Raw genomic sequence first — 21,021 nt, forward strand, 5'->3', positions numbered from 1 at the left:
AGCAGCCGAATTCGGCTGCTGTTCAAGGGGCTGTCGATGCCGGCGTTCGTGCATGCGCCGGTTGGTCTTGCGATCGGTGCCGATGGGCCGGAGGAGATCGCCATCAGCATTGCTGCGGAGCTCATCGTCGAGCGGCGGCTTCTGCAGCGGCTGGGAGGAGCGGATGAAGATGAGCGCGAAGATCGCGGGTATTTATTTAGCGGCTGGACAGAGCCGAAGGATGGGCAGGCCGAAGCTGGCTCTCGAGCTTGCTCCCGGTAGCCGGTTGGGCTCAGCTGCACTGGCGGAGGTGCTCGCCTGCCCGAGGCTTGGCGAGATCGTCGCTGTCGTAAGGCCGGACGATCCGTTGGAGTGGGCGGTAGGCGCTGAGGCGGCGGCAAGCTCGGGCCGTATCCGGTTCGTGCCTTGCCCCGAGGCGGCGGACGGCATGTCGCATTCCGTTCGCCGCGGGCTTGCCGAGGCGCTGGCAGGAGCGCCTGATGCCGTACTGATGGTGCTGGCGGATCAGCCGTTCATTAAGGTTGATCTGCTGGAGGCGCTCGCAGCCGCCTATGATGGGGATGCTTCGCTCGACTACGCGGCCTGCCGCCATGGGGGAATCGCGCATCCGCCCGTCTTGCTCGGAAGCTCCATGTTCGAGGCGGCGATGGCGCTAGAGGGGGACGTGGGAGCGCGTAAGCTGTTGTCTGATCCGGCATGGCGGGGCGCGCTCATCGAGGCAGATTCGGAGACGGCCTTCGCCGACGTCGATACCGAGCGCGATCTTGCGGCGGCAATCCAAACGATGCGAAGGATGCGGACGAGCCATTGAGGATTAGCGTACCCGAAGACGTCGAGGGCGTCTTGCGTGCGGCGCTGGAGAGAGCGGATGTTCCCAAGACGTCGAAGAAGGCCGGCATGTTGAACGTGGACGAGCTCGCTAACCGGGAAAACCCGGGTTGCGTGCGGCGGCATGCTGGATGTCGGGGAGCTGCATAAGCAGGGTTATTTTCCATAAACGATGTAACTAAAACTAACATAAGATCACAAAAAGTGCATCACGCACAATAAAAAGCCGTACAATTCATCAGTTAAACCAATAGAATGTAAATAAAGTTGACGCTATTTGGACTCGGAAGTATATTTTATATAAGCCACTGGCCGCTTGATGCAGAATTAGATAACAAATCTAACATGGGCCAAGGGGACAAAACATAGGGAGTCGGGGAGGAACCGTATGAAAAGGTTGAAGAGGTCATCATCCATCAGCGTGCTTCTGGTTCTAGCATTAACAGCAATTCTATCTGCGTGTGGCAGCAACAACAATAACACCGCATCCGAAGCGCCGTCGGGATCGCCTTCGGCATCGCCGTCCGCATCGTCATCCGCAAGCGCATCGGCTTCGGCAGCGCAGACCCGCACCCCGATCCCGAATCCGCGCGTCGCGTTCGTGTACATCGGCCCGCCGGGTGACGGCGGCTGGACGTACCAGCACGATCAAGGCGTCAAGTTCATGGAGAAGGAACTCGGCATCAAAGCGGACACGGTTGAGAACGTGCCGGAGAGCGCGGATGCCGAGCGGGTCATCACCGATTTGGCGCAGAATCACGATATCATTTTCACCACGAGCTTTGGTTATATGGACTATACCTTGAACGTAGCCCAGAAGTTCCCGGACGTGATCTTCGAACACGCGGGCGGCTACAAGACGAACGATAACATGAGCACTTACTTCGGCATGAACTGGGAAGCCAGCTATCTGAGCGGCATAGCGGCAGGCAAGATGACGAAGAAGAACGTGCTTGGATATGTCGCCGCGTTCCCGATTCCGGAGTTGGTCTACAACATTAACGCCTTCACGCTCGGCGCGCAAAGCGTGAATCCAGACGTGAAAGTCAATGTCGTCTGGACGAACACTTGGTTCGATCCGACGACAGAGCGCAACGCCGCCATGAGTTTGCTCGATAAGGGCGCGGATGTGCTGATGGCCTATCAGGATTCTCCCGCGTCACTTCAAGCAGCGGCTGAGAGAGGCGCTCTCGCGGGCGGCAACGATTCCGATATGACCCGTTATGCGCCGGAAGCTTACTTGACCAATCCGGTATGGAACTGGGGCCAATATTACGTCGATACGGTCAAATCCGTCATGGATGGCACTTGGACCAGCCAGCAGTACTTGGGTTCGTTCGAGGACGGCATGGTCGACATCGCGCCAATCGGCGAGAGCGTTCCGGACGACGTGAAGCAGCTGATTGAAGACGCGAAGCAGAAGTTCGTGGAAGGATCGTTCAACCTCTTCAGCGGCCCGATCTATGATCAGAGCGGCGCGGAGAAGGTGGCCAGCGGCCAATCGATGTCCAACGAAGAGATTCTTAACATGAACTGGTTCGTCCAAGGCGTCGAAGGCTCGATTCCGCAATAGCCGGCTGGAGACCAACCTATAATTCGTTCAACAAATCCCTTACCCAAGGGATTTGTTGATTATTAAGACGCTGCCTCGGCTCTCTCGCGAGCAGGCGGATCGGCAACGAAGACTGACTATTGCTTGGGGAGGGAGCCGCATCCGGCTTCCCGGTAAGGAGGAATCGTGATGACAAGCGAGAGGCATTCGCTCGAGATGAAGAGGATCGTGAAGCAGTTCGGCTCGGTCTTAGCCAACGACCATGTCGACTTCGATTGCAAGCCCGGCGAGGTCCACGCGCTGCTCGGCGAGAACGGCGCCGGCAAGAGCACGATCATGTGCATGCTGTCCGGCGTGTACCGCCCGACGAGCGGCGAGATCCGCATTCATGGCCGCGAGGTCAAGATCCGCTCGCCCAAAGAAGCAGCGAAGCTCGGCATCGGCATGGTGTTCCAGAACTTCCGGCTCGTGCAGACGCTGACGGCGGCGGAGAACATCGTGCTCGGCGAGAAGTCCTCGTTCTGGCGCGGACCGGGCTGGATGAAGCGCAAGCAGGAGGAGATCGCGGCGATCGCCGAGCATTTCGGCTTGACGTTCCCTGTGAATAGGCCGATCTGGCAGTTGTCGGTCGGCGAGCAGCAGCGGGTCGAGATCGTGAAGACGCTCTATCGCGGCGCGGAGTTCATCATTCTCGACGAGCCGACCTCCGTACTCACGCCAGGCGAAGCAGAGCAGCTCTTCCAGACGCTTGAGCAGATGAAGAAGGAAGGCAAGACGGTTATTCTGACGACTCACAAGATGAAGGAGGTCATGTCCGTCGCCGACCGGATCTCGGTTATGCGCAAGGGGCGGATGATCCATACGATCGATAAGCAGGACACGAACGAGAAGGAGCTGGCGAAGCTGATGGTCGGCAAGGAAGTGGACGCCATGCAGCGGGAGATCCAGCCTCCTATTTCGGAGCAAGGCCGAGTGCTGCTGGATGTCTCCCATCTGGACGTGCAAGGCGATCACGGGCGGCTCGCGCTGAATGATCTGTCGCTGCAAGTACGCGCAGGCGAGATCGTCGGCGTGGCCGGCGTCGCCGGCAACGGCCAGAAGGAGCTGGCCGAGGTGCTGAACGGCCTCATCCCTTGGAAGCGGGGCAGCATTGTTTTTAACGGGCGGGAGTTCAAGAATGCTTCGGTTCGAGGCGCGATCGAAGCCGGGATCTCGCACGTGCCGGAGAATCGGATGAAGAGCGGCCTCGCCGGCAGCCTGGGCGCTGTCGACAATCTGCTGTTCAAGACGTATCGCACGGAGGAACGCTCGAAGTTCGGCTTCCTGCGCTCGCGTGCCAACCGCGAATGGTCGAAGTCGCTCGTGGAGCAGTTCGACGTCAAGACGCCGGGGCTCGATGCGCCAGTGCGCCAGCTGTCGGGCGGCAATCAGCAGAAGCTGCTGTTCGCGCGCGAGGTGAATCGCCAGCCGCTGCTCATGGTGGCCGTACACCCGACGCAAGGGCTTGATGTTGGCGCGACGGATGGCGTGCATCGGCTGCTGACCGGCATTCGGAACGAGGGCAAAGGCGTGCTCCTCATCTCGGAGGATCTGGACGAGGTGATGCAGCTGTCCGACCGCATTCTCATTATCTACGGCGGCCGTATCGTCGGCGAGATGAGCCATGAGAAAGCGGATCGGGAGACGATCGGCATGTACATGGCCGGCATTCAAGAGACGAAGGAGGAAGCCGTATGACCGAACCGACATCGACAGCATCCGGAGCGATCGCGCTGGACGGCGAGACGGCAGCGCGGACGCGCAAGCGGTTCCCCTTCCGTCTGGAGATCGACCCATCCCGCAAGGAGAGTCCATGGTGGATGACGATCGTATCGGTCGTCCTCGCGCTGCTGGCGTGCGCCATCTTCTTCGCCGCGAACGGCAAGAACCCGTGGGCCGTCTATGAGAAAATGTGGACCGGTGCGTTCACTACTTCGTTCGGAATTACCGAGACGCTCGTGAAGGCGATTCCGCTTCTCCTCTGCGGACTTGGCGTCTCCATTGCTTACCGCATCTCGGTATGGAATATCGGCGCGGAAGGTCAATTCGCCGCAGGCGCGATCGCCGCTGCGGCGGTAACGATTTATTTTCCCCATCTGCCGCTCTATGCGACGATCCCGCTCATGCTCGTGTTCGCGATCGCGGCGGGCGGCATCTGGGGGGCGCTGACAGCACTGCCTAAGACGTACTTCCAAGTGAACGAGCTGATCACCTCGCTCATGCTTAACTACGTCGCGCTGCTGCTGCTCGATTATCTCGTGTTCGGGCCGTGGAAGGACCCGAAGGGCTTCAACTTCCCGGGCACGCCGATGTTCACAGCGTCGCAGTCGCTGCCGGTGCTTGGCGATACGCGGCTGCATCTGGGCCTCATCTTCGCGCTAATCGCCGTTGCGCTATACGCCTTCGTCATCCGCTTCACCCGCTGGGGCTATGAGCTGCGGCTCATCGGCGCCAACCCGGAAGCGGCACGCAACGCCGGCATCCATATCAAACGCCACATTCTGATCGTCATGATCATGAGCGGAGCGCTCGCCGGGGTAGCGGGCATGAGCGAGGTGTCGGGCGTCACGCATCGGCTGATGGACGGCATCTCGCCGGGCTATGGCTACACGGCCATCATTGTCGCTTGGATCGCCAAGCTTCATCCGGTCGGCCTCGTCATCTCGTCCGTTCTGTTCGGCGGCCTGATCGTCGGCGGCTACAGCGTCCAGACGATGGGCCTGCCGTCATCGATCTCGAACATGCTTCAAGGCGCGATCCTGTTCTTCCTGATCGCCGGCAACATGATCAGCAAATTCCGGCTCAGCCGCAACGGGTAAAGGAGCGAAGACCATGGACTTCATTACGCAGCTGCTCGTCGCCGCTCTGTCCTCCGGCACGCCGCTCTTGTTCGCGACGCTGGGCGGCATTCTGATCGAACGATCGGGCATCATTCAGCTCGGCGCCGAAGGCTTAATGCTCATGGGCGCCGTCGTCGCCGCCATCACCTTCATTCATACGGGGAGCCTGGGGCTGACGCTGCTTGCCGTCGTCGCGATCGGAGCCGCGCTCGGATGGGTGCACAGCTTCCTGACGGTCACCTTGCGGACGAACCAGATCGTCAGCGGTCTCGCCATGACGCTATTCGGCACCGGCCTCAGCGCTTACATCGGCAAGTCAATCACCGGCATCCCGATTCCGCGGGCCGTACCGAAGGTCAATCTCGACTTCCTCGATGGTGTGCCGGTTCTCGGTCCCTTGTTCGCCCATCTGGACCTGCTCACGTGGATCAGCTTCGCGCTAGTGATTGCCGCGCACCTGTTCATTCACCGGACGTCGTGGGGCCTCCATCTGCGGGCGCTCGGCGACAATCCGCCGACCGCGGACGTCATGGGCATTCCGGTTCAGTTGTTCCGGTACGGCTGCGTCATCGCCGGCTCGATGCTGATCGGCTTGGCCGGCGCCGATATGCTGCTCGTGTATTCGCCGACTTGGATCGAAGGCATGACGGCCGGACGCGGCTGGATCGCGGTAGCGCTTATTATTTTCGCCCGTTGGAACCCGCTTCGCGCGATGTTCTGCGCTTACTTCTTCGGCATGATGGACACGATCGGCTTCAAGATTCAATTAATCGGAAGCGCTATTCCGTCTTATTTCTTGAAAATGATTCCTTACATCGTTACCATTCTCGTCCTGATGTACCTGGGATACCGCAATCGGAACAAGCCTTCCGGATCGCCGGAAGCGCTCGGAACGCCTTATATTCGCGAACAGCGATTCTAGCAAGTCGAGGAGGGTTGTAAGATGGCAGCGAATCTGGAGGAGTTCCTTCTCAGCCCCGCCGTGTGGCAGCCGCAAAGTTCGGGGGCAGCCGTCCGGTTGAAGCACGCGCTAGGCCCGCTTGGCGTCTATACGGCCGGGAGCACGCTGCTGCGGACGCAGTGGGAGGCGGGCGGAGGCAAGCTGCCGACTCACCTCATCGATCTGACGGCGATTCCGGGCTTAGATCGAATCGCCGTGCAGAACGGAGAGCTAATCATCGGCGCGACGGCTCGGCTCAATGATTGCAGCAGCCATCCGGTTGTAATGGAGAGAGCGCCTTTGCTTGCGGATGCGATCCGGCAGATTGCCGGGTGGTCGGTTCGCAACCAGGCGACGCTTGGGGGCAATGCGGCTTCCCGGGTCGGCGACGCTGTGCCGGCGCTGCTGGCATTGGACGCTTGCCTCGTGTGGCATGACGGCGAGAAGCAGTATACGGAGCACATCGCCGAATGGCTGAGCGTCCAGAATTGGCCGGGCATGCTCGAGTGGGTGGAGACGCGCGACACGATCGGATTGCGTCTGCTGACCTCCATTCGCATACCTCTACCGGATGAATACACGACTAAGCAAACAAGGCGATGGTTCGCCTATCATAAAGCAGGCCGCAGGGAAGCGTTCATGCCGTCGCTCGTAACGGCGGCGGTCGCGGCGGAAGTCGGTGAGGATGGCGCGTTCGCTGACATCCGGATAACGGCAGGAGGCGGACGAACGGTTCCGCTTAGGCTGACGGAGGCAGAGCGGCTGCTGCGAGGGAGAAGGCCTGAAGCGGCGGCCCTCCGCCAGGTGCATGAGGCCGTCCGGGAGCAATATGTTCCCGAACCGGACCCGTTCGCGACCGACGACTACCGGAAGCTGACGCTGGCGAACTTGATCGCGGCGGAGCTGTGGAAGAGGAAGTAAGTACTCCCAACAGGGACGAGAGAAAGGATGAGGACGATGGCGCTCAACCGAGAGACAAGCGGCAATCGCTGGCGCATTCGCCCGGATGGCCCGGGCAAAGTTACGGGCGGCTTGGCCTACTTGACGGATCTGTCCGCGCCGAATATGCTGCACGGGCTCGTGTTGAGAAGCCCGCACGCGCATGCTCGAATCGCGGAGGTTAGGACGGAAGAGGCGCTTGCGCTGCCCGGCGTCCATGCCGTGCTGACCCATGCCGACGTGCCGGGATTGAACCGCTTCGGCATCGCGCATCCGGACCATCCGGTGTTCTGCGAGGAACGCGTGCGCTTCGTGGGCGACGCCGTCGCGGCGGTTGCGGCGGATTCCGCCGAGCTCGCGATGGAGGCGCTCGCGCGGATCGAAGTCGATTACGAATATTTGCCCGTCGTGAGCGACCCGGAGCTGGCGATGCGCGAGGACGCGCCGCAGCTGCATGAGCGCGGCAATATCCAGCATCGCAACGATTATGTCCGCGGCGACGTAGAGGCGGCGTTCGCCGCCAGCGCTCACATTGTGGAAGACACGTACGAGACGCCGCGGCAAATGCATACGTACATGGAGACCGAAGGCGGCTTGTTCGTACCCGAAGCGGACGGCCGCTTAACGGTTTATTCTGCGACGCAGCACGGCCTGATGGACCGCATGCAGCTAGCGCGTATTCTGGCTCGGCCGGAAGCGGACATCCGGATTGTATCTAGCCCGATCGGCGGCTCATTCGGCGGCAAGGACGAGCTGAACGTGCAGCCGTACGGAGCGCTGCTCGCGCTGGCGTGCGGCCGTCCAGTGAAGCTTCACAACAACCGCTTCGAATCGGTTCGCGCAGGGCTCAAGCGGCATCCGATGCGGATCACGATGAAGACCGGCGTCGACGCCGGCGGCAAGCTGCTCGCGCATCGCGTGCGCATCGTATCCGACGCAGGCCCGTATTCGACGCTCAGCGCGGAGGTGCTGAACTTCGCGGTGGAGCATACGCTTGGAGCGTACCGCTATGAAGCGGTCGAAGTCCGGAGCTTCTGCGTCTTCACGAACAACGGCATGTCCGGCGAATTCCGCGGCTTCGGCGGCAACCAGGCGTTGTTCGCGCTGGAGGGGCAGCTGGATCGCCTTGCCGACAAGCTGGGCATCGATCCTTGGGAGCTGCGCCGCCGCAACCTGCGGCAGCGCGGCGACCCGGGCCCGTTCGAGCAGCCGATTGCGCAGACTGACGGAGCGCGGCAAGTGTGGGAGGCGCTTCCGGCGAGCCGGCTGTGGCTGGAGCGGGCAGAGGCTGCTGCGGCAGCCGAAGCTGCTCCTGCCGCTCCTACCGCGTCTGCCGCCCCGGCCGCTCCACTCGGCATGACGCCAGACGCGGACTTGCGATCAGCTTCAAGCGGGACTGCCGAAGCCGCCACGCTCCAACTGCCATGGCTGAAGATCGGCTACGGCGCATCGTTCGTTATGCATGGCGCAGGTCTTGGCGTCGGCATTCCGGATCCCGCCGGCGGGCGGCTGACGCTGGCGCCTGACGGCAAGATCGAGGCGGCGTTCGGCTACGAGGAATTCGGCCAAGGGCTCATCGCTTCTCTCGAGCAGATGCTGATCGAGAAGTTCGGCTTCGCCGGCAGCGATCTGCGGCTCGTCGTCGGCGATACGGATGCCGTTCCCGACAGCGGCTCCAGCACCGCATCCCGCGCGACGAGCATGATGTGGCAAGCGCTGGAGCGAATGCGCGAACCGTTCGCGCATTCGCTCCTGCAGGTAGCGTCGCGAGTGCTAGTGCTGCCGAAGGAACGGCTGCGCATCGGCGAAGGCGGCGTGTGCGATGCGGCGAGCGGCGAGCGGCTGCTCGCCTACCGCGAGCTTGCGCAATCGGCCGCCGAGCCGATCGCTTGCGAGACGAGCTTCAGCTATCCGGCCTCGCCGGTGGAGCGGGTCGGCGCCCACTATCTGTACACCTACTGCTCCGTCGGCGTGAAGGTCGAGGTCAACACGCTGACGGGGCGTGTCCGGGTGCTGGATCAATTCCATGCGGTCGCGGCGGGACCCGTCGTCAATCCGCAGGGCTTCCTTGGGCAGATCGAAGGCGGCGCCAGCATGGCGCTCGGCTTCACGCTCACCGAGGATGCGGTAATGAACAGCGGGATGTACTTGACCCGCAATCTGGATTCGTACCTCGTTCCGACGATTGCCGAGCAGAGAGGGAGAGTCGAGGTGCTCCCGATCGAGGAGCTGCCCGACGGGGATGCGCATGGTCCGCGAGGCATCGGCGAGGTCGGTTCGGTCGGGCTCGCGCCGGCGATTGCTCAAGCGGTATTTAACGCGGTAGGCAAGCGGGTGTCGAAGCTTCCGATCGATCCTGCGGAACTGCAGGAAGTGCCTGATATCGTGAAGGAAGGGAGCTGCCCGGTATGATAGACAAACTGGCGGCGAAGCAAGCGGACGCCAAGCTGCAATGCGAGATTAACGGCAGCCCGGTCACGCTCGAGACGCCCCCGACGCGGAAGCTGCTTCAGATTCTAAGGGACGATCTCGGTCTGACCGGCACGAAGCGCTCCTGCGAGATAGGCCGCTGCGGAGCCTGCATGGTGCTGATCGACGGCAAGCCGGTCAACTCCTGCTTGACGATGGCGTATCAATGCACGGGCAAGAGCATCACGACGATCGAGGGGCTTGCGCCGGAGGGCGGGCTTCATCCGGTACAGCAATGCTTCCTGGAAGAAGGCGGCTACCAATGCGGCTATTGCACGCCCGGCATGATCGTCTCCGTCACCTCGCTGCTGGAGCGAAGTCCGAAGCCGTCGATGGAGGAGATCGAAGAGGCGTTATCCGGCAATTTGTGCCGCTGTACCGGGTATGGAGGCATTCTGCGTTCCATCTCGCGGGCGATCGAACGAGGGGGTATGGCTCATGAAGGATAAAGAGAGACATCTGGAGTTCCTGCGGCGCTGCATTGAAGTGTCGAAGCAAGCGAGAGAGTCCGGCAATACGCCGTTCGGCGCCATTCTTGTCGATTCGGCGGGACATATCCTGTGGGAGCAGGGCAACATCGAGATGACCGAGCACAACTGCACGGGGCACGCCGAACGGACGCTGATGGAGAATGTCTCCAAGCGGTATTCCAAGGAAGAGCTCTGGCATTGCACGATGTATACGACGGCGGAGCCGTGCGCGATGTGCGCGGGGGCGGTCTATTGGGGCAACGTCGGACGGGTCGTCTACGGCATTACGGAGCACAGGCTGGCTGAGCTGACGGGAGACGATTCTCGCAACTTGACGCTGGATTTGCCGTGCCGGGACGTGTTCGCCAGCGGGCGGAAGCCGATCGTTGTCATCGGGCCTTTCCCGGAGATCGAAGACGAAGTCGCAGCCGTTCACGAGGGGTATTGGGCATGAACCAATTAAAGCTGACGGCCATTAATGAGATGGACCGCGATACGTTTGTTCGGGCGCTCGGCGGCATTTTCGAACATTCGCCGTGGGTGGCGGAAGGCTGCGTGGAGTCGCGGCCGTTCGCTTCGATTGCCGCGCTTCATGAGGCGATGACGGAGGTTGTGCGGAGTTCGCCGGAAGAGACCGTGCTGGAGCTGCTTCGCGCACATCCCGACTTGGGCACACGCCTCGCGGTGACCGACTATTCCGCCTCGGAGCAGTCAGGGGCGGGGCTGGACCGCCTCACGCCGGAGGAATACGAGCGAATGACTGCGCTTAACGAGCAATATGTGGAGAAGTTCGGCTTCCCGTTCATCCTGGCGGTCAAAGGGAAGAGCAAGGATGAGATCGTCGCTTCGATGGAGGCCCGCGTCTTGAACGGCGCTCGCGATGAGAGAGAGGAAGCGCTGGCGCAGATCGGACGCATTACGAGATTCCGGCTCGAAGATTTGGTGGATGAACAATAGACTGGCCGCAAAAATAGCAAGACGGCGTTGCAAACGATAGTTTGGAGGAGATCGTATGAGCGGACGATTGACGACGCATGTTCTAGATGTCTCGCAGGGTACGCCGGCCAGCGGCATGCGCGTACAGCTGCGGCGGCTTGCGGCAGATGGCGCTTGGCAGATGCTCAAGGAGATCTTCACGAACGAGGATGGCCGATACCATGAGCCACTTCTGGCGGGAGAGGCAATGGCAGCGGGAACGTACGAACTGCTGTTCGACGTCGGCGAATATTACCGCGGCAGCGCGCCGATCTCGTTCCTCGAGTGGGTACCGGTCCGATTCCATCTGGCCGATCCGGCGTCTCACTATCATGTGCCGCTTCTAGTTGCGCCTGGAGGCTACAGCACCTACCGCGGAAGCTAAGGGGGACTTGACGATGGGAGAACGATTCGATCGGATCATTCGGGGAGGACAGGTCGTCGCGCAGGAGGAAGTCCGCGTTCTGGATATCGGTATGAAGGACGGCAAGATCGCCGCGCTGGCGGAGCGCCTGGAGGCTTCGGAAGAGACATCCGTGCTGGACGCTCGCGGCCGATGGGTGCTGCCCGGCATGGTCGACGTTCACGTTCACTTCAACGAACCGAATAGGGGACATTGGGAAGGCTTCGCGACCGGGTCCGCCGCGCTGGCTGCGGGAGGAGCAACCTGCTACGTCGACATGCCGCTCAACGGGCTGCCTCCTACCGTGAATGTGCCGGCTCTTCGCCAGAAGGAAGCGTTGGCGGAAGGGACGTCGGTCGTTGATTACGCGTTCTGGGGCGGTCTCGTGCCAGGCAATCTCGGCGATCTAGAGCCGCTCGCCGCTGAAGGCGTGCCGGCATTCAAGGCGTTCCTCTCGAATCCGGGAGGCGAAGGGGAAGAACGCTTCCGCGAGGTGGATGATGTGTCGCTGCTGGAGGGGATGAAGCGGATCGCTTCCTTCGGCGGGCTTCTCGCGCTGCACGCGGAGAGCGACGCGATCACGTCTGCATTGGCTGAAGCCGCCGCGCGTGAAGGACGGACGGGACCGCTGGACTTCGTCCGGACTCGCCCAGTCATCGCGGAGCTGGAGGCGGTGAACCGGGCGATCTTGTTCTCGGAGCAGACGGGGTGCCGGCTGCACTTCGTGCACATGAGCAGCCCGGAGGCGATCGATCTGATCGATCAAGCGAAGCGGCGCGGCGTGGACGTGACGGTTGAGACGTGCCCGCACTATTTGGCGCTGTCGGAGCTGGACCTTGAGCGCCTCGGTGCGGTCGCCAAGTGCGCGCCGCCGCTGCGCGACGAAGCAAGAATCGCGCGGATGTGGGAGCAGCTGGCTGAAGGCAAGATCGACGTCATCGCGTCGGACCATTCGCCTAGCCCGGAGGAGCTGAAGCTCGCGCCGGGGCTCTCGTTCATGCAGGCGTGGGGCGGCATCGCAGGCGCGCAGAGCAGCCTCGAGCTAATGCTGCACGAAGGGCACATCGTCAGAGGCATCCCGCTGCCGAAGCTCGCCGCGGTGCTGTCGGCCAATCCCGCGAAGCGGTTCGGTCTCTACCCGCGCAAAGGAGAGATCGCCGTCGGCTTCGACGCGGATGTGGCGATCGTTGATCCGGAGGCTTCCTATATATTGTCGAAGGAGGATTTGCTCCAGAAGCATCCGATCAGCCCGTACGTCGGACGTACCTTCTCCTGCCGTGTCGCTATGACTTTGGTGCGAGGCAGCGTCGTGTATGAAGCCGGCAGCGGTATTCAGCTATCGGGCCATGGCATTCAGCTTAGAGCCGGTGCCCTAGGGAGCGTGGTGCTATGATTCCGAATTTGCCCGAATCGAACGAGATGATCCGCGAGCTGACCCGTCTGCTGGACGAATTGTCCGATTACTCCGAGGGGACGGATCCCGGTGTCACTCGGCTTCTGTACACGGACGCTTGGTTGGACGCCCAGCGTTACTTGGCCGGCCAAATGGCTGAGGCAGGTCTGGAAACGCGATTTGACGCCGTTGGCAACCTGTACGGCCGTCTGCCTGGGACCGAGCCTGGAGCCAAGGTCATTCTGACCGGCTCGCATATCGATACCGTCCGCTCCGGCGGCAAATACGACGGCGCTTACGGCGTCGTCGCAGGGGTGGCTGCGCTGATGTACCTCAAACGGATGTACGGTGCGCCGAAGCGCCCGCTCGAGGTCGTCTCCTTCTGCGAAGAAGAGGGAAGCCGCTTCCCGCTCGCCTACTGGGGCTCGGGGAATGTGACGGGCGTGTACGACTGGCGACATGTTGGCGACATGGTCGACGAAGACGGCGTATCGCTTCGCGAGGCGATGCTTCGCAGCGGCTTCGGCAAGGAAGAGCTAGGCGAGTGCCGCCGGTCGGATCTGGCCGCATATGTCGAGCTGCACATCGAGCAGGGCATGGTGCTGGAGCACATGCAGAAGCGCATCGGCATCGTCGAGACGATCGTCGGGCAGCGGCGTTACGCGGTCACGCTGGAAGGAACGGCCAACCATGCCGGCACGACGCCTATGACGATGCGCCAAGATGCGGCGGCAGGCGCAGCGGAGTGCATCGTTCGGCTCGAAGCGCTGGCCTCCCAATGGGGCGAGCCGCTCGTTGCTACCGTCGGCAAGATCGAAGCGCAGCCGAATACGCCGAACGTCATTGCCGGCAGCGTCGACTTCACGCTCGACATTCGGCATGCGGACGAGTGGAAGCTGAACGCCTTCAGCGAGCTGGCGCTGTCGGAGATTGAGCGCATCGCCCTTCGGCGGCGGCTGAAGCACCGCATGACGCCTTGGCTGTCCACGAAGCCGGTGCCGATGAATCAGGCGCTTGCCCGCGGGGCAGAACGCATCTGCCAGCAGCTGATCTTGCCGTACCGACGAATGGTGAGCGGGGCGGGGCACGACGCGCAGCTGCTTGCCGCGGCTTGCCCGGCGGCGATGGTCTTCGTGCCGAGCCGCGGAGGAATCAGCCATTCGCCGAGCGAATATACAGATCCCGCTATGCTGGCCGACGGAGTGGCTATGTTGGTATCCATGCTTTACGAATTAGCCTATGAGGAGCAACTGTCATGAGAACATATGCCGAACTGTCGCCAACGCCGCGCACCATATTGACGCCCGGACCGGTAGAGGTCGACCCGCGGGTACTGCGGGCTTTGTCTTATCCGATTCTCGGACAATTCGATCCCGAGTTCACCGCTCTGATGAATGAGACGATGGAGATGCTGCGCGGCTTGTTCCGGACGGAGAACAACTGGGCTTATCCCGTGGACGGCACGTCCCGCTCGGGGATCGAAGCAGTCTTGAACAGCCTGATCGAGCCGGGCGACCGCGTCCTCGTGCCAATCTACGGCCGGTTCGGCCATCTGCTCCATGAGATCGCTGAACGCTGCGGAGCCGAAGTGTCGACCATCGAGACTGAATGGGGCACTGTCTTCGATCCGGAGGAAGTCATCGCCGCGATCAAGCGGACGAAGCCGCAGATCGTGGCGATTGTTCACGGCGAGACGTCTACCGGCCGGATGCAGCCGCTGGAGGATATCGGCCGTACATGCCGCGAGCTGGACATCCTGCTCGTCGTCGATGCGGTCGCGACGATCGGCGGCGTGCCCGTCGAGACGGACGCCTGGCACCTAGACGCCGTCATTGGCGGCACGCAGAAGTGTCTGTCGGTCCCTTCCGGCATGTCGCCGATTACGTACAACGACCGCGCGGAACGCAAGGTTCTGGCGCGCAAACGGGTCGAGCGGGGCATCCGCCCGCCCGGCTGCGTTGAGCCGGAAGTGCCGCGCCGCCCAATTCAGAGCAACTACCTGGATCTGGCGCAGCTGCAGGATTACTGGAGCCCCGCGCGGCTCAACCATCATACCGAGATGACCTCGATGCTGTACGGCTTGCGCGAAGGGCTTCGCATCCTGCACGCGGAGGGGCTGGAGGCGCGCTTCGCCCGCCACCGGCTGCACGAATCCGCCCTTGTCGCGGGCCTGACTGCGATGGGCCTCGCCTTGTACGGCGATCCGGCTTGCAAGATGCCGGTCGTCGCGTGCGTGACGATCCCGGAAGGCATCGACGGCGAATCCGTTCGTTCGATGCTGCTGGAGCTGTTCAGCATCGAGATCGCCAGCTCCTTCGGGCCGCTCAAGGGCAAGATTTGGCGGATCGGCACGATGGGCTACAGCTGCAGCCGCAAGAATGTGCTGCACTTCCTCGGCGCGTTCGAGGCTGTGCTGCTGCGCCACGGCGTTAAGCTTCCCGCCGGAGCCGCGTTGCAGGCGGCGCTTGATGTTTATTCCGAAGCCCGTTAATGGCTTCTTGCACTCTTCGCTGTCCTATCGCTATAAGTTCAAATCCCCTCGCTGGAGTTGCCAGGAGGGGGTTGCTATTTTGCCCGCTTTATGGGGGCTCTCCCTTCAGCTCAGGAAGAAGCCCGACAATAAGTCCGGCTTCAGAACGGGCAATTGATCCAGCATGGCTCATGTCCTTGCAGCATGCCACGCCATCGCCAGTCTCTCCAGATCGCTTACGAACGCCTTTTTCGCGGGGCTGTAATCACTAGTATTCTCATATAATAGAGCCAGCTTCTCTTTGAATTCGCTGTATCTTGCCGCTTCCTCCGGATAGCTCCTTAAATAGTCGCGCATGACGAGGTGGCGATCGATGTGCGGATTGCCCGTTTGATAGAAGTGAATATGATGCGTCCGCTCATCTCCGCCTTTGCGAAGCAGCCTCCTGCCCGGGATTCCCCATTCGCCCGCAACGTCATAACCGAGCTCGCGCATCCGTTCGTTATAGCGGTCTACGTTGCGAATGTCCTTCACGATCCCCATCATGTCAATGACGGGCTTGGCTCTCATGCCAGGCACAGAGGTGCTCCCGAAATGCTCGAAACGGATCATCTCATCCTCGAAAATGGTCTTCAGAAAATCGGCTTCCTCTTGGAAAAGCACAGCCCACTGCTCGTTGTATTCGCTAAGCCTGACCTTCATCGCTTCCACCTGCTACTTCTTCCAGCTTCAAGACATCCGTATCGGCGTATTCCCGATAGACGATTGCTTTCATGGGGAATCTCTCTTTTGCGCTCCGCGAGATTGATCGAATCGGCTTGCGCGAATCTCCAAACGGCGATGCTCCGACGTCTTCTTCTCTTCAACATTAAATTTGTATTTCCAATCGTTGTCAATCGTTTGAGTGAGGGTTGCGGCAACCTTCGATCGCCTGCTGCGTCTAATCTATCAATGATTGGAAAATGAGAATTAACTGAAGCGAAGGAGTCTGCCAATACGTTTGGATGAATCAGCTGTTAAGGATTACGCCTTGACATCGTGATCGGAATCCCGTATGATGAGGAACGTTGACAGCTGTTAAGTAGTTTTCCTTAACATGTTGAAGGAGATGAGCCTTTATGCATGGGGAGAACGCTCTGGAGAAGACGAATCGAATTAACGTTCTGTTCGATTTTTACGGATCGCTCCTGACGGAGAAGCAGCAGACTTTCTTGAAATGCTACTATCACGACGATTATTCGCTGGGCGAGATTGCCGATGATTTCGAGATCAGCCGGCAAGCGGTATATGAACACCTGAAGCGCTCGGAACAAATCCTCGAAGAATACGAGAGCAAGCTTGGGCTCGCGGCGCGTCACGAACGGCTGCAGGAGGGGCTTGAGCAGCTCGAACGGCAGATCGGAGAGCTTCCCGCTCCTTGGCGGGATGCGCTTCGCACCACGATGGAATGGATGCGAAAGGAGGGAACTTGAATGGCGTTTGAAGGATTGACAACTCGACTGCAGAACGTGTTCGGCAAGCTGAGAGGCAAGGGCAAGCTGTCCGAAGACGACGTGAACGAAGCGATGCGCGAAGTTCGGCTCGCTCTGCTCGAAGCGGACGTTAACTTCAAGGTCGTGAAGGATTTCATCGCCAAGGTCAAGGAGAAGGCTGTCGGCGTTGAAGTGCAGAAGAGCTTCACGCCGGGCATGGTCGTCGTCGACATCGTTCACAAGGAATTGATCGAGCTGATGGGCGGCTCGCAGGCGAAGCTGGCGAAGTCGAACAAGCCTCCGACGGTCGTGCTGATGGCCGGCCTGCAGGGCGCCGGCAAGACGACGCTCACCGGCAAGCTGGCGAAGCTGCTGCAGTCGCAGAACCACAAGCCGCTCATGGTTGCGGGCGACATCTACCGTCCGGCCGCGATTAAGCAGCTCGAAGTACTCGGCGGCCAGATCGGCGTTCCCGTCTTCACGCTGGGCGACAAGGTCAGCCCGGTCGAGATCGCGAAGCAAGGCGTACAGCACGCGAAGGATCAAGGGCTGGACTACGTATTGGTCGATACCGCCGGACGGCTGCAGATCGACGAAGCGCTCATGGAAGAGATTAAGCAGATCCATGCGGCCGTGAAGCCGGACGAAGTGCTGCTCGTCGTCGATGCCATGACCGGTCAAGAAGCGGTCAATGTGGCGAAGAGCTTCCACGAGCAGCTTGAGCTGACCGGCGTCGTCCTCACGAAGCTCGACGGCGACACCCGCGGCGGCGCTGCGCTGTCGGTCAAAGCGGTGACCGGCTGTCCAATCAAGTTCGCCTCCACGGGCGAGAAGATAGACCAGCTCGAAGCGTTCCATCCGGACCGGATGGCGTCGCGTATACTCGGCATGGGCGACATGCTGTCGCTGATCGAGAAGGCGCAGACGAACATCGATGCGGAGAAGGCGAAGGAACTCGAACGGAAGATGCGCACCGCCGAATTCACGTTCGACGACTTCCTCGAGCAGATGGAGCAGGTTCGCAATCTCGGCCCGCTCGACCAGCTGCTTGATATGATGCCCGGAATGAACAAGCTGAAGTCGAATCCGAACTTCAAGATCGACGAGAAGCAGATTACGCGAACCGAAGCCATCGTCAAGTCGATGACCAAGGCCGAGAAGCAGAAGCCGGAGATGATCAACTACAGCCGGCGCAAGCGGATCGCTGCGGGCAGCGGCACAACGATCGCGGACGTGAACCGCTTGATCAAGCAGTTCGAGGACATGCGCAAGATGATGAAGCAGTTCACCGGCATGATGGGTCCCAAAGGGCCGAAGGGCGGCATGAAGGCGCTCAAGGGCATGATGGGACGCAAAGGCAATATGAAGTTCCCGTTCTAACTGGAAGCGGCGGCGCAGCCGCTCGTGAAACTTCGTTAAGGAGGTGACATAGCAATGGCAGTTCGTATCCGTTTGAAACGTATGGGCGCTCACAAGGCTCCTTTCTATCGCGTGGTCGTATCCGATTCCCGTTCGCCGCGTGACGGCCGCTTCATCGAGGAGATCGGCGTTTATAACCCGGTCGCTCAACCGGCTCAAGTCCAAATCGACGAAGAGAAAGCTCTGAAATGGCTGCAGAACGGCGCGCAAGCGTCCGACACGGTCCGCAATCTTCTGAGCCATGCAGGCGTTCTGAAGAAGTTCCACGAATCCAAGCTCTCGAAGTAAGACGTCTCTATCCCCGGAGGGATTAAGCCATGGAACAGTTAATTCGGGTTATTGCCCGGGCTTTGGTAGATCATCCGGAAGACGTGCAGATTCAGGTCAAGGAAGACGGGCGCGGCCTGGTGTACGAGCTTACCGTTCATCCGGGCGATGTCGGCAAAGTGATCGGCAAGCAGGGGCGCATCGCGAAAGCGCTGCGCACAGTGGTTACCTCCGCTGCGGTTAAGGAGCGGAGACGCGTCATCGTGGACATCGTATCAGAATAACGCTAAACGTAAGGGCCGGGAATGCTTCACAGCATGTCCGGCCCTTCGTGTATCGACGCCCGATTCGCGGCTAAGCTATAAGGTATGGACAGACAAGCGATAGCGGCGCTCGACAGGCGCAATGAAGGAGGCGGCTTCCATGGCGGAAGAGCGCATGCTTAATGTAGGCAAGATCGTGAACACTCACGGCATTCGAGGCGAGGTTAAGATTTGGCCGCAGACGGACTTTCCCGACGTCCGCTTCCGCACAGGCAACCGGCTCTTGGCCTTCCCTCCGGGAGGCGGCGATCCGGTCGAGCTCGAGATCCAATCGGTTCGCGAGCAGAGCAGCCTTTACTACCTGAAGCTGAAGGGCTTCGACAACATTAACGATGTCGAGAAGTTCAAGGGCTGGGAGCTAAAGGTGCGGGGCGAAGAGCGGGTTCCGCTCGAAGAAGGCGAATATTACGTGCAAGACATCGTCGGCTGCGCGGTCGTCACGGAAGAGGGCGAGGAGCTCGGGCAGATCGCCGACATTCTGTCGCCCGGCGCGAACGACGTCTGGATCGTCAAGCGTCCGAAGGGCAAGGAGCTGCTGCTGCCGGTCATCGACGACGTCGTGCTGGACGTAGACATCGCGGCCAAGACCGTCAAAGTGCGACTGATGGAAGGGTTGCTCTAGCATGCGGGTGGACGTACTGACCTTGTTCCCGGAGATGTTCGAGGGCGTGTTCGGGAGCAGCATTCTTGGCAAAGCGCGCGAGAAGGGAATCTGCGAGCTGTCCACGGTGAATTTCCGGGAATATGCCAATAATAAACATAATACGGTGGACGATACGCCCTACGGCGGCGGGGGCGGCATGGTGCTGAAGCCGGAGCCGATCTTCGCGGCGGTCGAGGAGCTGGTCGGACGAGCGGCAGAGGCGGCAAGGACGCCGGAGACGGCAGAGGCAGCGCAGGGAGCTGATACGGCGGCTGCGCCATCCAAACCGCGCGTCATCCTCATGTGCCCGCAGGGCGAGACGTTCTCCCAAGCGAAGGCGCAGGAGCTGGCGAAGGAAGACCATTTGATTTTCATCTGCGGTCATTATGAAGGCTACGACGAACGGATTCGAGAGTATCTCGTGACGGATGAGCTCTCGATCGGCGATTACGTGCTGACAGGCGGCGAGTTGCCCGCGATGGTCGTCATCGATGCGGTCATCCGGCTGCTTCCCGGCGTGCTTGGCAACCAGCTGTCCGCCGTGACGGATTCGTTCAGCGACGGCCTGCTCGAATATCCGCACTATACCCGGCCGCCTGTATTCCGCGACTGGAACGTGCCGGACGTGCTGCTGTCGGGCCACCACGCGGAGATCGAGAAGTGGCGCCGCCGGCAATCGCTCTCGCGTACGCTCGCCAGACGGCCGGATCTGCTCGAGAAGGCGGAGCTGTCCGCGAAGGAACAGGAATGGCTGCGATCCGAACGCGAACGGATGCGGGATGCGGCTGAACATACGGATTGAGATCAGCGGACAAGCGGGGAATTGACAGTTGTATTCGAACGCTATCTATGATAGAATTGTCTCTGTTGTTTGTGCCGATTCCACATTCGCTCGCTAGAGCGGATCATCGGCTCGATAGTCGGACGGTCCTCTGCACGCCATGAGGCGAATCAAGGGATTCGCGGAGCGGGGTACGAACGTCTGTGATGAGAGGAGTGAAAACTCAGATGAATTTGATCCAAGCGATTACGCAAGAACAACTTCGCAAGGACGTTCCGAGCTTCCGTCCCGGCGACACGTTGAAAGTACACGTGAAGGTCGTGGAGGGTTCCCGTGAGCGCGTTCAGTTGTTCGAAGGCGTTGTGATCAAGCGTCGCGGCGGCGGAATCAGCGAAACGTTCACGGTTCGCAAAATTTCGTACGGCGTTGGCGTCGAGCGTACTTTCCCGGTTCATTCGCCCCGCCTCGAGAAGATCGAAGTGGCGCGCCGCGGCAAAGTCCGTCGTGCGAAGCTGTACTACCTGCGCGGTCTGCGCGGCAAGGCAGCTCGTATCAAAGAAATTCGATAAGCAGTCAAAGGGGGGGCTTGCGGTGTTCAAGTCCCTCTTTTTGTATTTTTCTCGGGAGATCGCCGGCGATCGTCCGGAGACGGAGCGTATTTTGAGCAGAAAAGAGGCGAATCGATATGGAACAATCGCGCGACTGGAACGGAGAGACTGCTAACCCGGATGAATCCTCGCAAGCGGACAATTCGGCGCGGCACACGGGGATCGCGTCCGGCTCTTCTGCCGGCGAGTT

Annotated in this window: 23 protein-coding genes; 22 read left to right on the forward strand and 1 reads right to left on the reverse strand. The window is 60.7% G+C overall.

Going from position 1 to position 21,021, the window contains the following annotated elements; translation table 11 throughout:
* From H4Q31_RS06525 to H4Q31_RS06595, 15 genes are all read left to right on the forward strand, one after another.
* The coding region (locus H4Q31_RS06525; protein ID WP_185178274.1) for an XdhC family protein at positions 1-261 on the forward strand (261 nt) is incomplete at its 5' end.
* On the forward strand, positions 170-811 hold the full coding sequence (locus H4Q31_RS06530; protein WP_185178275.1) for a nucleotidyltransferase family protein: 642 nt from the start codon (positions 170-172) through the stop codon (positions 809-811). The genes H4Q31_RS06525 and H4Q31_RS06530, both read left to right, overlap by 92 nt.
* A 405-nt stretch (positions 812-1,216) precedes the next feature.
* Positions 1,217-2,401, forward strand: coding sequence for a BMP family ABC transporter substrate-binding protein (locus tag H4Q31_RS06535; RefSeq protein ID WP_185178276.1), 1,185 nt, complete (start codon positions 1,217-1,219; stop codon positions 2,399-2,401).
* A gap of 168 nt (positions 2,402-2,569) precedes the next feature.
* Positions 2,570-4,117 carry an ABC transporter ATP-binding protein gene (locus tag H4Q31_RS06540; protein ID WP_185178277.1) on the forward strand — a complete coding sequence of 516 codons (1,548 nt, stop codon included), beginning with the start codon at positions 2,570-2,572 and terminating at the stop codon, positions 4,115-4,117.
* Positions 4,114-5,238 carry an ABC transporter permease gene (locus H4Q31_RS06545; RefSeq protein WP_185178278.1) on the forward strand — a complete coding sequence of 375 codons (1,125 nt, stop codon included), beginning with the start codon at positions 4,114-4,116 and terminating at the stop codon, positions 5,236-5,238. The genes H4Q31_RS06540 and H4Q31_RS06545 overlap by 4 nt, the downstream gene beginning before the upstream one ends.
* 13 nt (positions 5,239-5,251) lie before the next feature.
* A complete protein-coding gene (locus H4Q31_RS06550) occupies positions 5,252-6,181 on the forward strand; it encodes an ABC transporter permease (RefSeq protein ID WP_185178279.1) in 930 nt (309 codons plus the stop codon).
* 21 nt (positions 6,182-6,202) lie between these two features.
* Positions 6,203-7,120: an FAD binding domain-containing protein gene (locus H4Q31_RS06555; protein ID WP_185178280.1), complete on the forward strand. Its 918-nt coding sequence runs from the start codon at positions 6,203-6,205 to the stop codon at positions 7,118-7,120.
* A 36-nt stretch (positions 7,121-7,156) separates the two neighbouring features.
* Positions 7,157-9,550, forward strand: coding sequence for a xanthine dehydrogenase subunit D (pucD, locus tag H4Q31_RS06560; RefSeq protein ID WP_185178281.1), 2,394 nt, complete (start codon positions 7,157-7,159; stop codon positions 9,548-9,550).
* Complete coding sequence (locus tag H4Q31_RS06565; RefSeq protein WP_185178282.1) at positions 9,547-10,056, forward strand: (2Fe-2S)-binding protein; 510 nt, start codon at positions 9,547-9,549, stop codon at positions 10,054-10,056. The genes pucD and H4Q31_RS06565 overlap by 4 nt, the downstream gene beginning before the upstream one ends.
* A complete protein-coding gene (locus tag H4Q31_RS06570; RefSeq protein ID WP_185178283.1) occupies positions 10,046-10,531 on the forward strand; it encodes a nucleoside deaminase in 486 nt (161 codons plus the stop codon). The genes H4Q31_RS06565 and H4Q31_RS06570 overlap by 11 nt, the downstream gene beginning before the upstream one ends.
* Positions 10,528-11,034: a 2-oxo-4-hydroxy-4-carboxy-5-ureidoimidazoline decarboxylase gene (gene uraD / locus H4Q31_RS06575; protein ID WP_185178284.1), complete on the forward strand. Its 507-nt coding sequence runs from the start codon at positions 10,528-10,530 to the stop codon at positions 11,032-11,034. The genes H4Q31_RS06570 and uraD overlap by 4 nt, the downstream gene beginning before the upstream one ends.
* Positions 11,035-11,089: 55 nt before the next feature.
* Entirely contained in the window at positions 11,090-11,437 is a 348-nt protein-coding gene (gene uraH, locus H4Q31_RS06580) for a hydroxyisourate hydrolase (protein ID WP_185178285.1), read from the forward strand.
* A gap of 13 nt (positions 11,438-11,450) precedes the next feature.
* Complete coding sequence (gene allB / locus H4Q31_RS06585; RefSeq protein ID WP_185178286.1) at positions 11,451-12,848, forward strand: allantoinase AllB; 1,398 nt, start codon at positions 11,451-11,453, stop codon at positions 12,846-12,848.
* Positions 12,845-14,107, forward strand: a complete 1,263-nt coding sequence (gene allC, locus H4Q31_RS06590; RefSeq protein ID WP_245347190.1) for an allantoate deiminase — start codon at positions 12,845-12,847, stop codon at positions 14,105-14,107. Before allB ends, allC begins: the two co-directional genes overlap by 4 nt.
* Complete coding sequence (locus tag H4Q31_RS06595) at positions 14,104-15,339, forward strand: (S)-ureidoglycine--glyoxylate transaminase (protein ID WP_185178287.1); 1,236 nt, start codon at positions 14,104-14,106, stop codon at positions 15,337-15,339. Before allC ends, H4Q31_RS06595 begins: the two co-directional genes overlap by 4 nt.
* A gap of 168 nt (positions 15,340-15,507) precedes the next feature.
* On the opposite strand, the gene H4Q31_RS06600 is transcribed toward H4Q31_RS06595, so the two are convergent.
* The gene (locus H4Q31_RS06600) at positions 15,508-16,020 is read right to left on the reverse strand and encodes a GrpB family protein (protein ID WP_185178288.1); all 513 of its coding nucleotides are present in this window, start codon (positions 16,018-16,020) and stop codon (positions 15,508-15,510) included.
* Positions 16,021-16,436: 416 nt separating this feature from the next.
* Between H4Q31_RS06600 and ylxM the strand changes: the two genes are divergently transcribed.
* The 7 genes from ylxM (at position 16,437) to rplS (ending at position 20,792) form a co-directional block, all read left to right on the forward strand.
* Positions 16,437-16,790, forward strand: coding sequence for a YlxM family DNA-binding protein (gene ylxM / locus H4Q31_RS06605; protein WP_185178289.1), 354 nt, complete (start codon positions 16,437-16,439; stop codon positions 16,788-16,790).
* A complete protein-coding gene (ffh, locus tag H4Q31_RS06610; RefSeq protein ID WP_185178290.1) occupies positions 16,791-18,170 on the forward strand; it encodes a signal recognition particle protein in 1,380 nt (459 codons plus the stop codon). It begins immediately after the preceding gene.
* 54 nt (positions 18,171-18,224) lie between these two features.
* A complete protein-coding gene (gene rpsP / locus H4Q31_RS06615; protein ID WP_185178291.1) occupies positions 18,225-18,497 on the forward strand; it encodes a 30S ribosomal protein S16 in 273 nt (90 codons plus the stop codon).
* A gap of 29 nt (positions 18,498-18,526) precedes the next feature.
* Positions 18,527-18,760 carry a KH domain-containing protein gene (locus tag H4Q31_RS06620; protein ID WP_185178292.1) on the forward strand — a complete coding sequence of 78 codons (234 nt, stop codon included), beginning with the start codon at positions 18,527-18,529 and terminating at the stop codon, positions 18,758-18,760.
* A 139-nt stretch (positions 18,761-18,899) separates the two neighbouring features.
* The gene (gene rimM, locus H4Q31_RS06625) at positions 18,900-19,421 is read left to right on the forward strand and encodes a ribosome maturation factor RimM (protein WP_185178293.1); all 522 of its coding nucleotides are present in this window, start codon (positions 18,900-18,902) and stop codon (positions 19,419-19,421) included.
* A 1-nt stretch (position 19,422) separates the two neighbouring features.
* On the forward strand, positions 19,423-20,244 hold the full coding sequence (trmD, locus tag H4Q31_RS06630; RefSeq protein WP_185178294.1) for a tRNA (guanosine(37)-N1)-methyltransferase TrmD: 822 nt from the start codon (positions 19,423-19,425) through the stop codon (positions 20,242-20,244).
* Positions 20,245-20,450: 206 nt separating this feature from the next.
* Positions 20,451-20,792 carry a 50S ribosomal protein L19 gene (gene rplS, locus H4Q31_RS06635; protein ID WP_185178295.1) on the forward strand — a complete coding sequence of 114 codons (342 nt, stop codon included), beginning with the start codon at positions 20,451-20,453 and terminating at the stop codon, positions 20,790-20,792.
* Positions 20,793-21,021: the final 229 nt, after the last annotated feature.

Origin of the sequence: Cohnella lubricantis, from assembly GCF_014212015.1 — a bacterium.
GTDB lineage: Bacteria > Bacillota > Bacilli > Paenibacillales > Paenibacillaceae > Cohnella > Cohnella lubricantis.

Coding starts and splice junctions, on each gene's coding strand:
- rimM (WP_185178293.1), top strand. CDS start 18,900: ATGGCGGAAGAGCGCATGCTTAATGTAGGCAAGATCGTGAACACTCAC.
- H4Q31_RS06555 (WP_185178280.1), top strand. CDS start 6,203: ATGGCAGCGAATCTGGAGGAGTTCCTTCTCAGCCCCGCCGTGTGGCAG.
- pucD (WP_185178281.1), top strand. CDS start 7,157: ATGGCGCTCAACCGAGAGACAAGCGGCAATCGCTGGCGCATTCGCCCG.
- H4Q31_RS06540 (WP_185178277.1), top strand. CDS start 2,570: ATGACAAGCGAGAGGCATTCGCTCGAGATGAAGAGGATCGTGAAGCAG.
- rplS (WP_185178295.1), top strand. CDS start 20,451: ATGAATTTGATCCAAGCGATTACGCAAGAACAACTTCGCAAGGACGTT.
- rpsP (WP_185178291.1), top strand. CDS start 18,225: ATGGCAGTTCGTATCCGTTTGAAACGTATGGGCGCTCACAAGGCTCCT.
- allC (WP_245347190.1), top strand. CDS start 12,845: ATGATTCCGAATTTGCCCGAATCGAACGAGATGATCCGCGAGCTGACC.
- H4Q31_RS06530 (WP_185178275.1), top strand. CDS start 170: ATGAGCGCGAAGATCGCGGGTATTTATTTAGCGGCTGGACAGAGCCGA.
- ffh (WP_185178290.1), top strand. CDS start 16,791: ATGGCGTTTGAAGGATTGACAACTCGACTGCAGAACGTGTTCGGCAAG.
- H4Q31_RS06600 (WP_185178288.1), bottom strand. CDS start 16,020: ATGAAGGTCAGGCTTAGCGAATACAACGAGCAGTGGGCTGTGCTTTTC.
- H4Q31_RS06550 (WP_185178279.1), top strand. CDS start 5,252: ATGGACTTCATTACGCAGCTGCTCGTCGCCGCTCTGTCCTCCGGCACG.
- H4Q31_RS06595 (WP_185178287.1), top strand. CDS start 14,104: ATGAGAACATATGCCGAACTGTCGCCAACGCCGCGCACCATATTGACG.
- H4Q31_RS06565 (WP_185178282.1), top strand. CDS start 9,547: ATGATAGACAAACTGGCGGCGAAGCAAGCGGACGCCAAGCTGCAATGC.
- H4Q31_RS06620 (WP_185178292.1), top strand. CDS start 18,527: ATGGAACAGTTAATTCGGGTTATTGCCCGGGCTTTGGTAGATCATCCG.
- uraD (WP_185178284.1), top strand. CDS start 10,528: ATGAACCAATTAAAGCTGACGGCCATTAATGAGATGGACCGCGATACG.
- H4Q31_RS06570 (WP_185178283.1), top strand. CDS start 10,046: ATGAAGGATAAAGAGAGACATCTGGAGTTCCTGCGGCGCTGCATTGAA.
- trmD (WP_185178294.1), top strand. CDS start 19,423: ATGCGGGTGGACGTACTGACCTTGTTCCCGGAGATGTTCGAGGGCGTG.
- H4Q31_RS06545 (WP_185178278.1), top strand. CDS start 4,114: ATGACCGAACCGACATCGACAGCATCCGGAGCGATCGCGCTGGACGGC.
- H4Q31_RS06535 (WP_185178276.1), top strand. CDS start 1,217: ATGAAAAGGTTGAAGAGGTCATCATCCATCAGCGTGCTTCTGGTTCTA.
- allB (WP_185178286.1), top strand. CDS start 11,451: ATGGGAGAACGATTCGATCGGATCATTCGGGGAGGACAGGTCGTCGCG.
- uraH (WP_185178285.1), top strand. CDS start 11,090: ATGAGCGGACGATTGACGACGCATGTTCTAGATGTCTCGCAGGGTACG.
- ylxM (WP_185178289.1), top strand. CDS start 16,437: ATGCATGGGGAGAACGCTCTGGAGAAGACGAATCGAATTAACGTTCTG.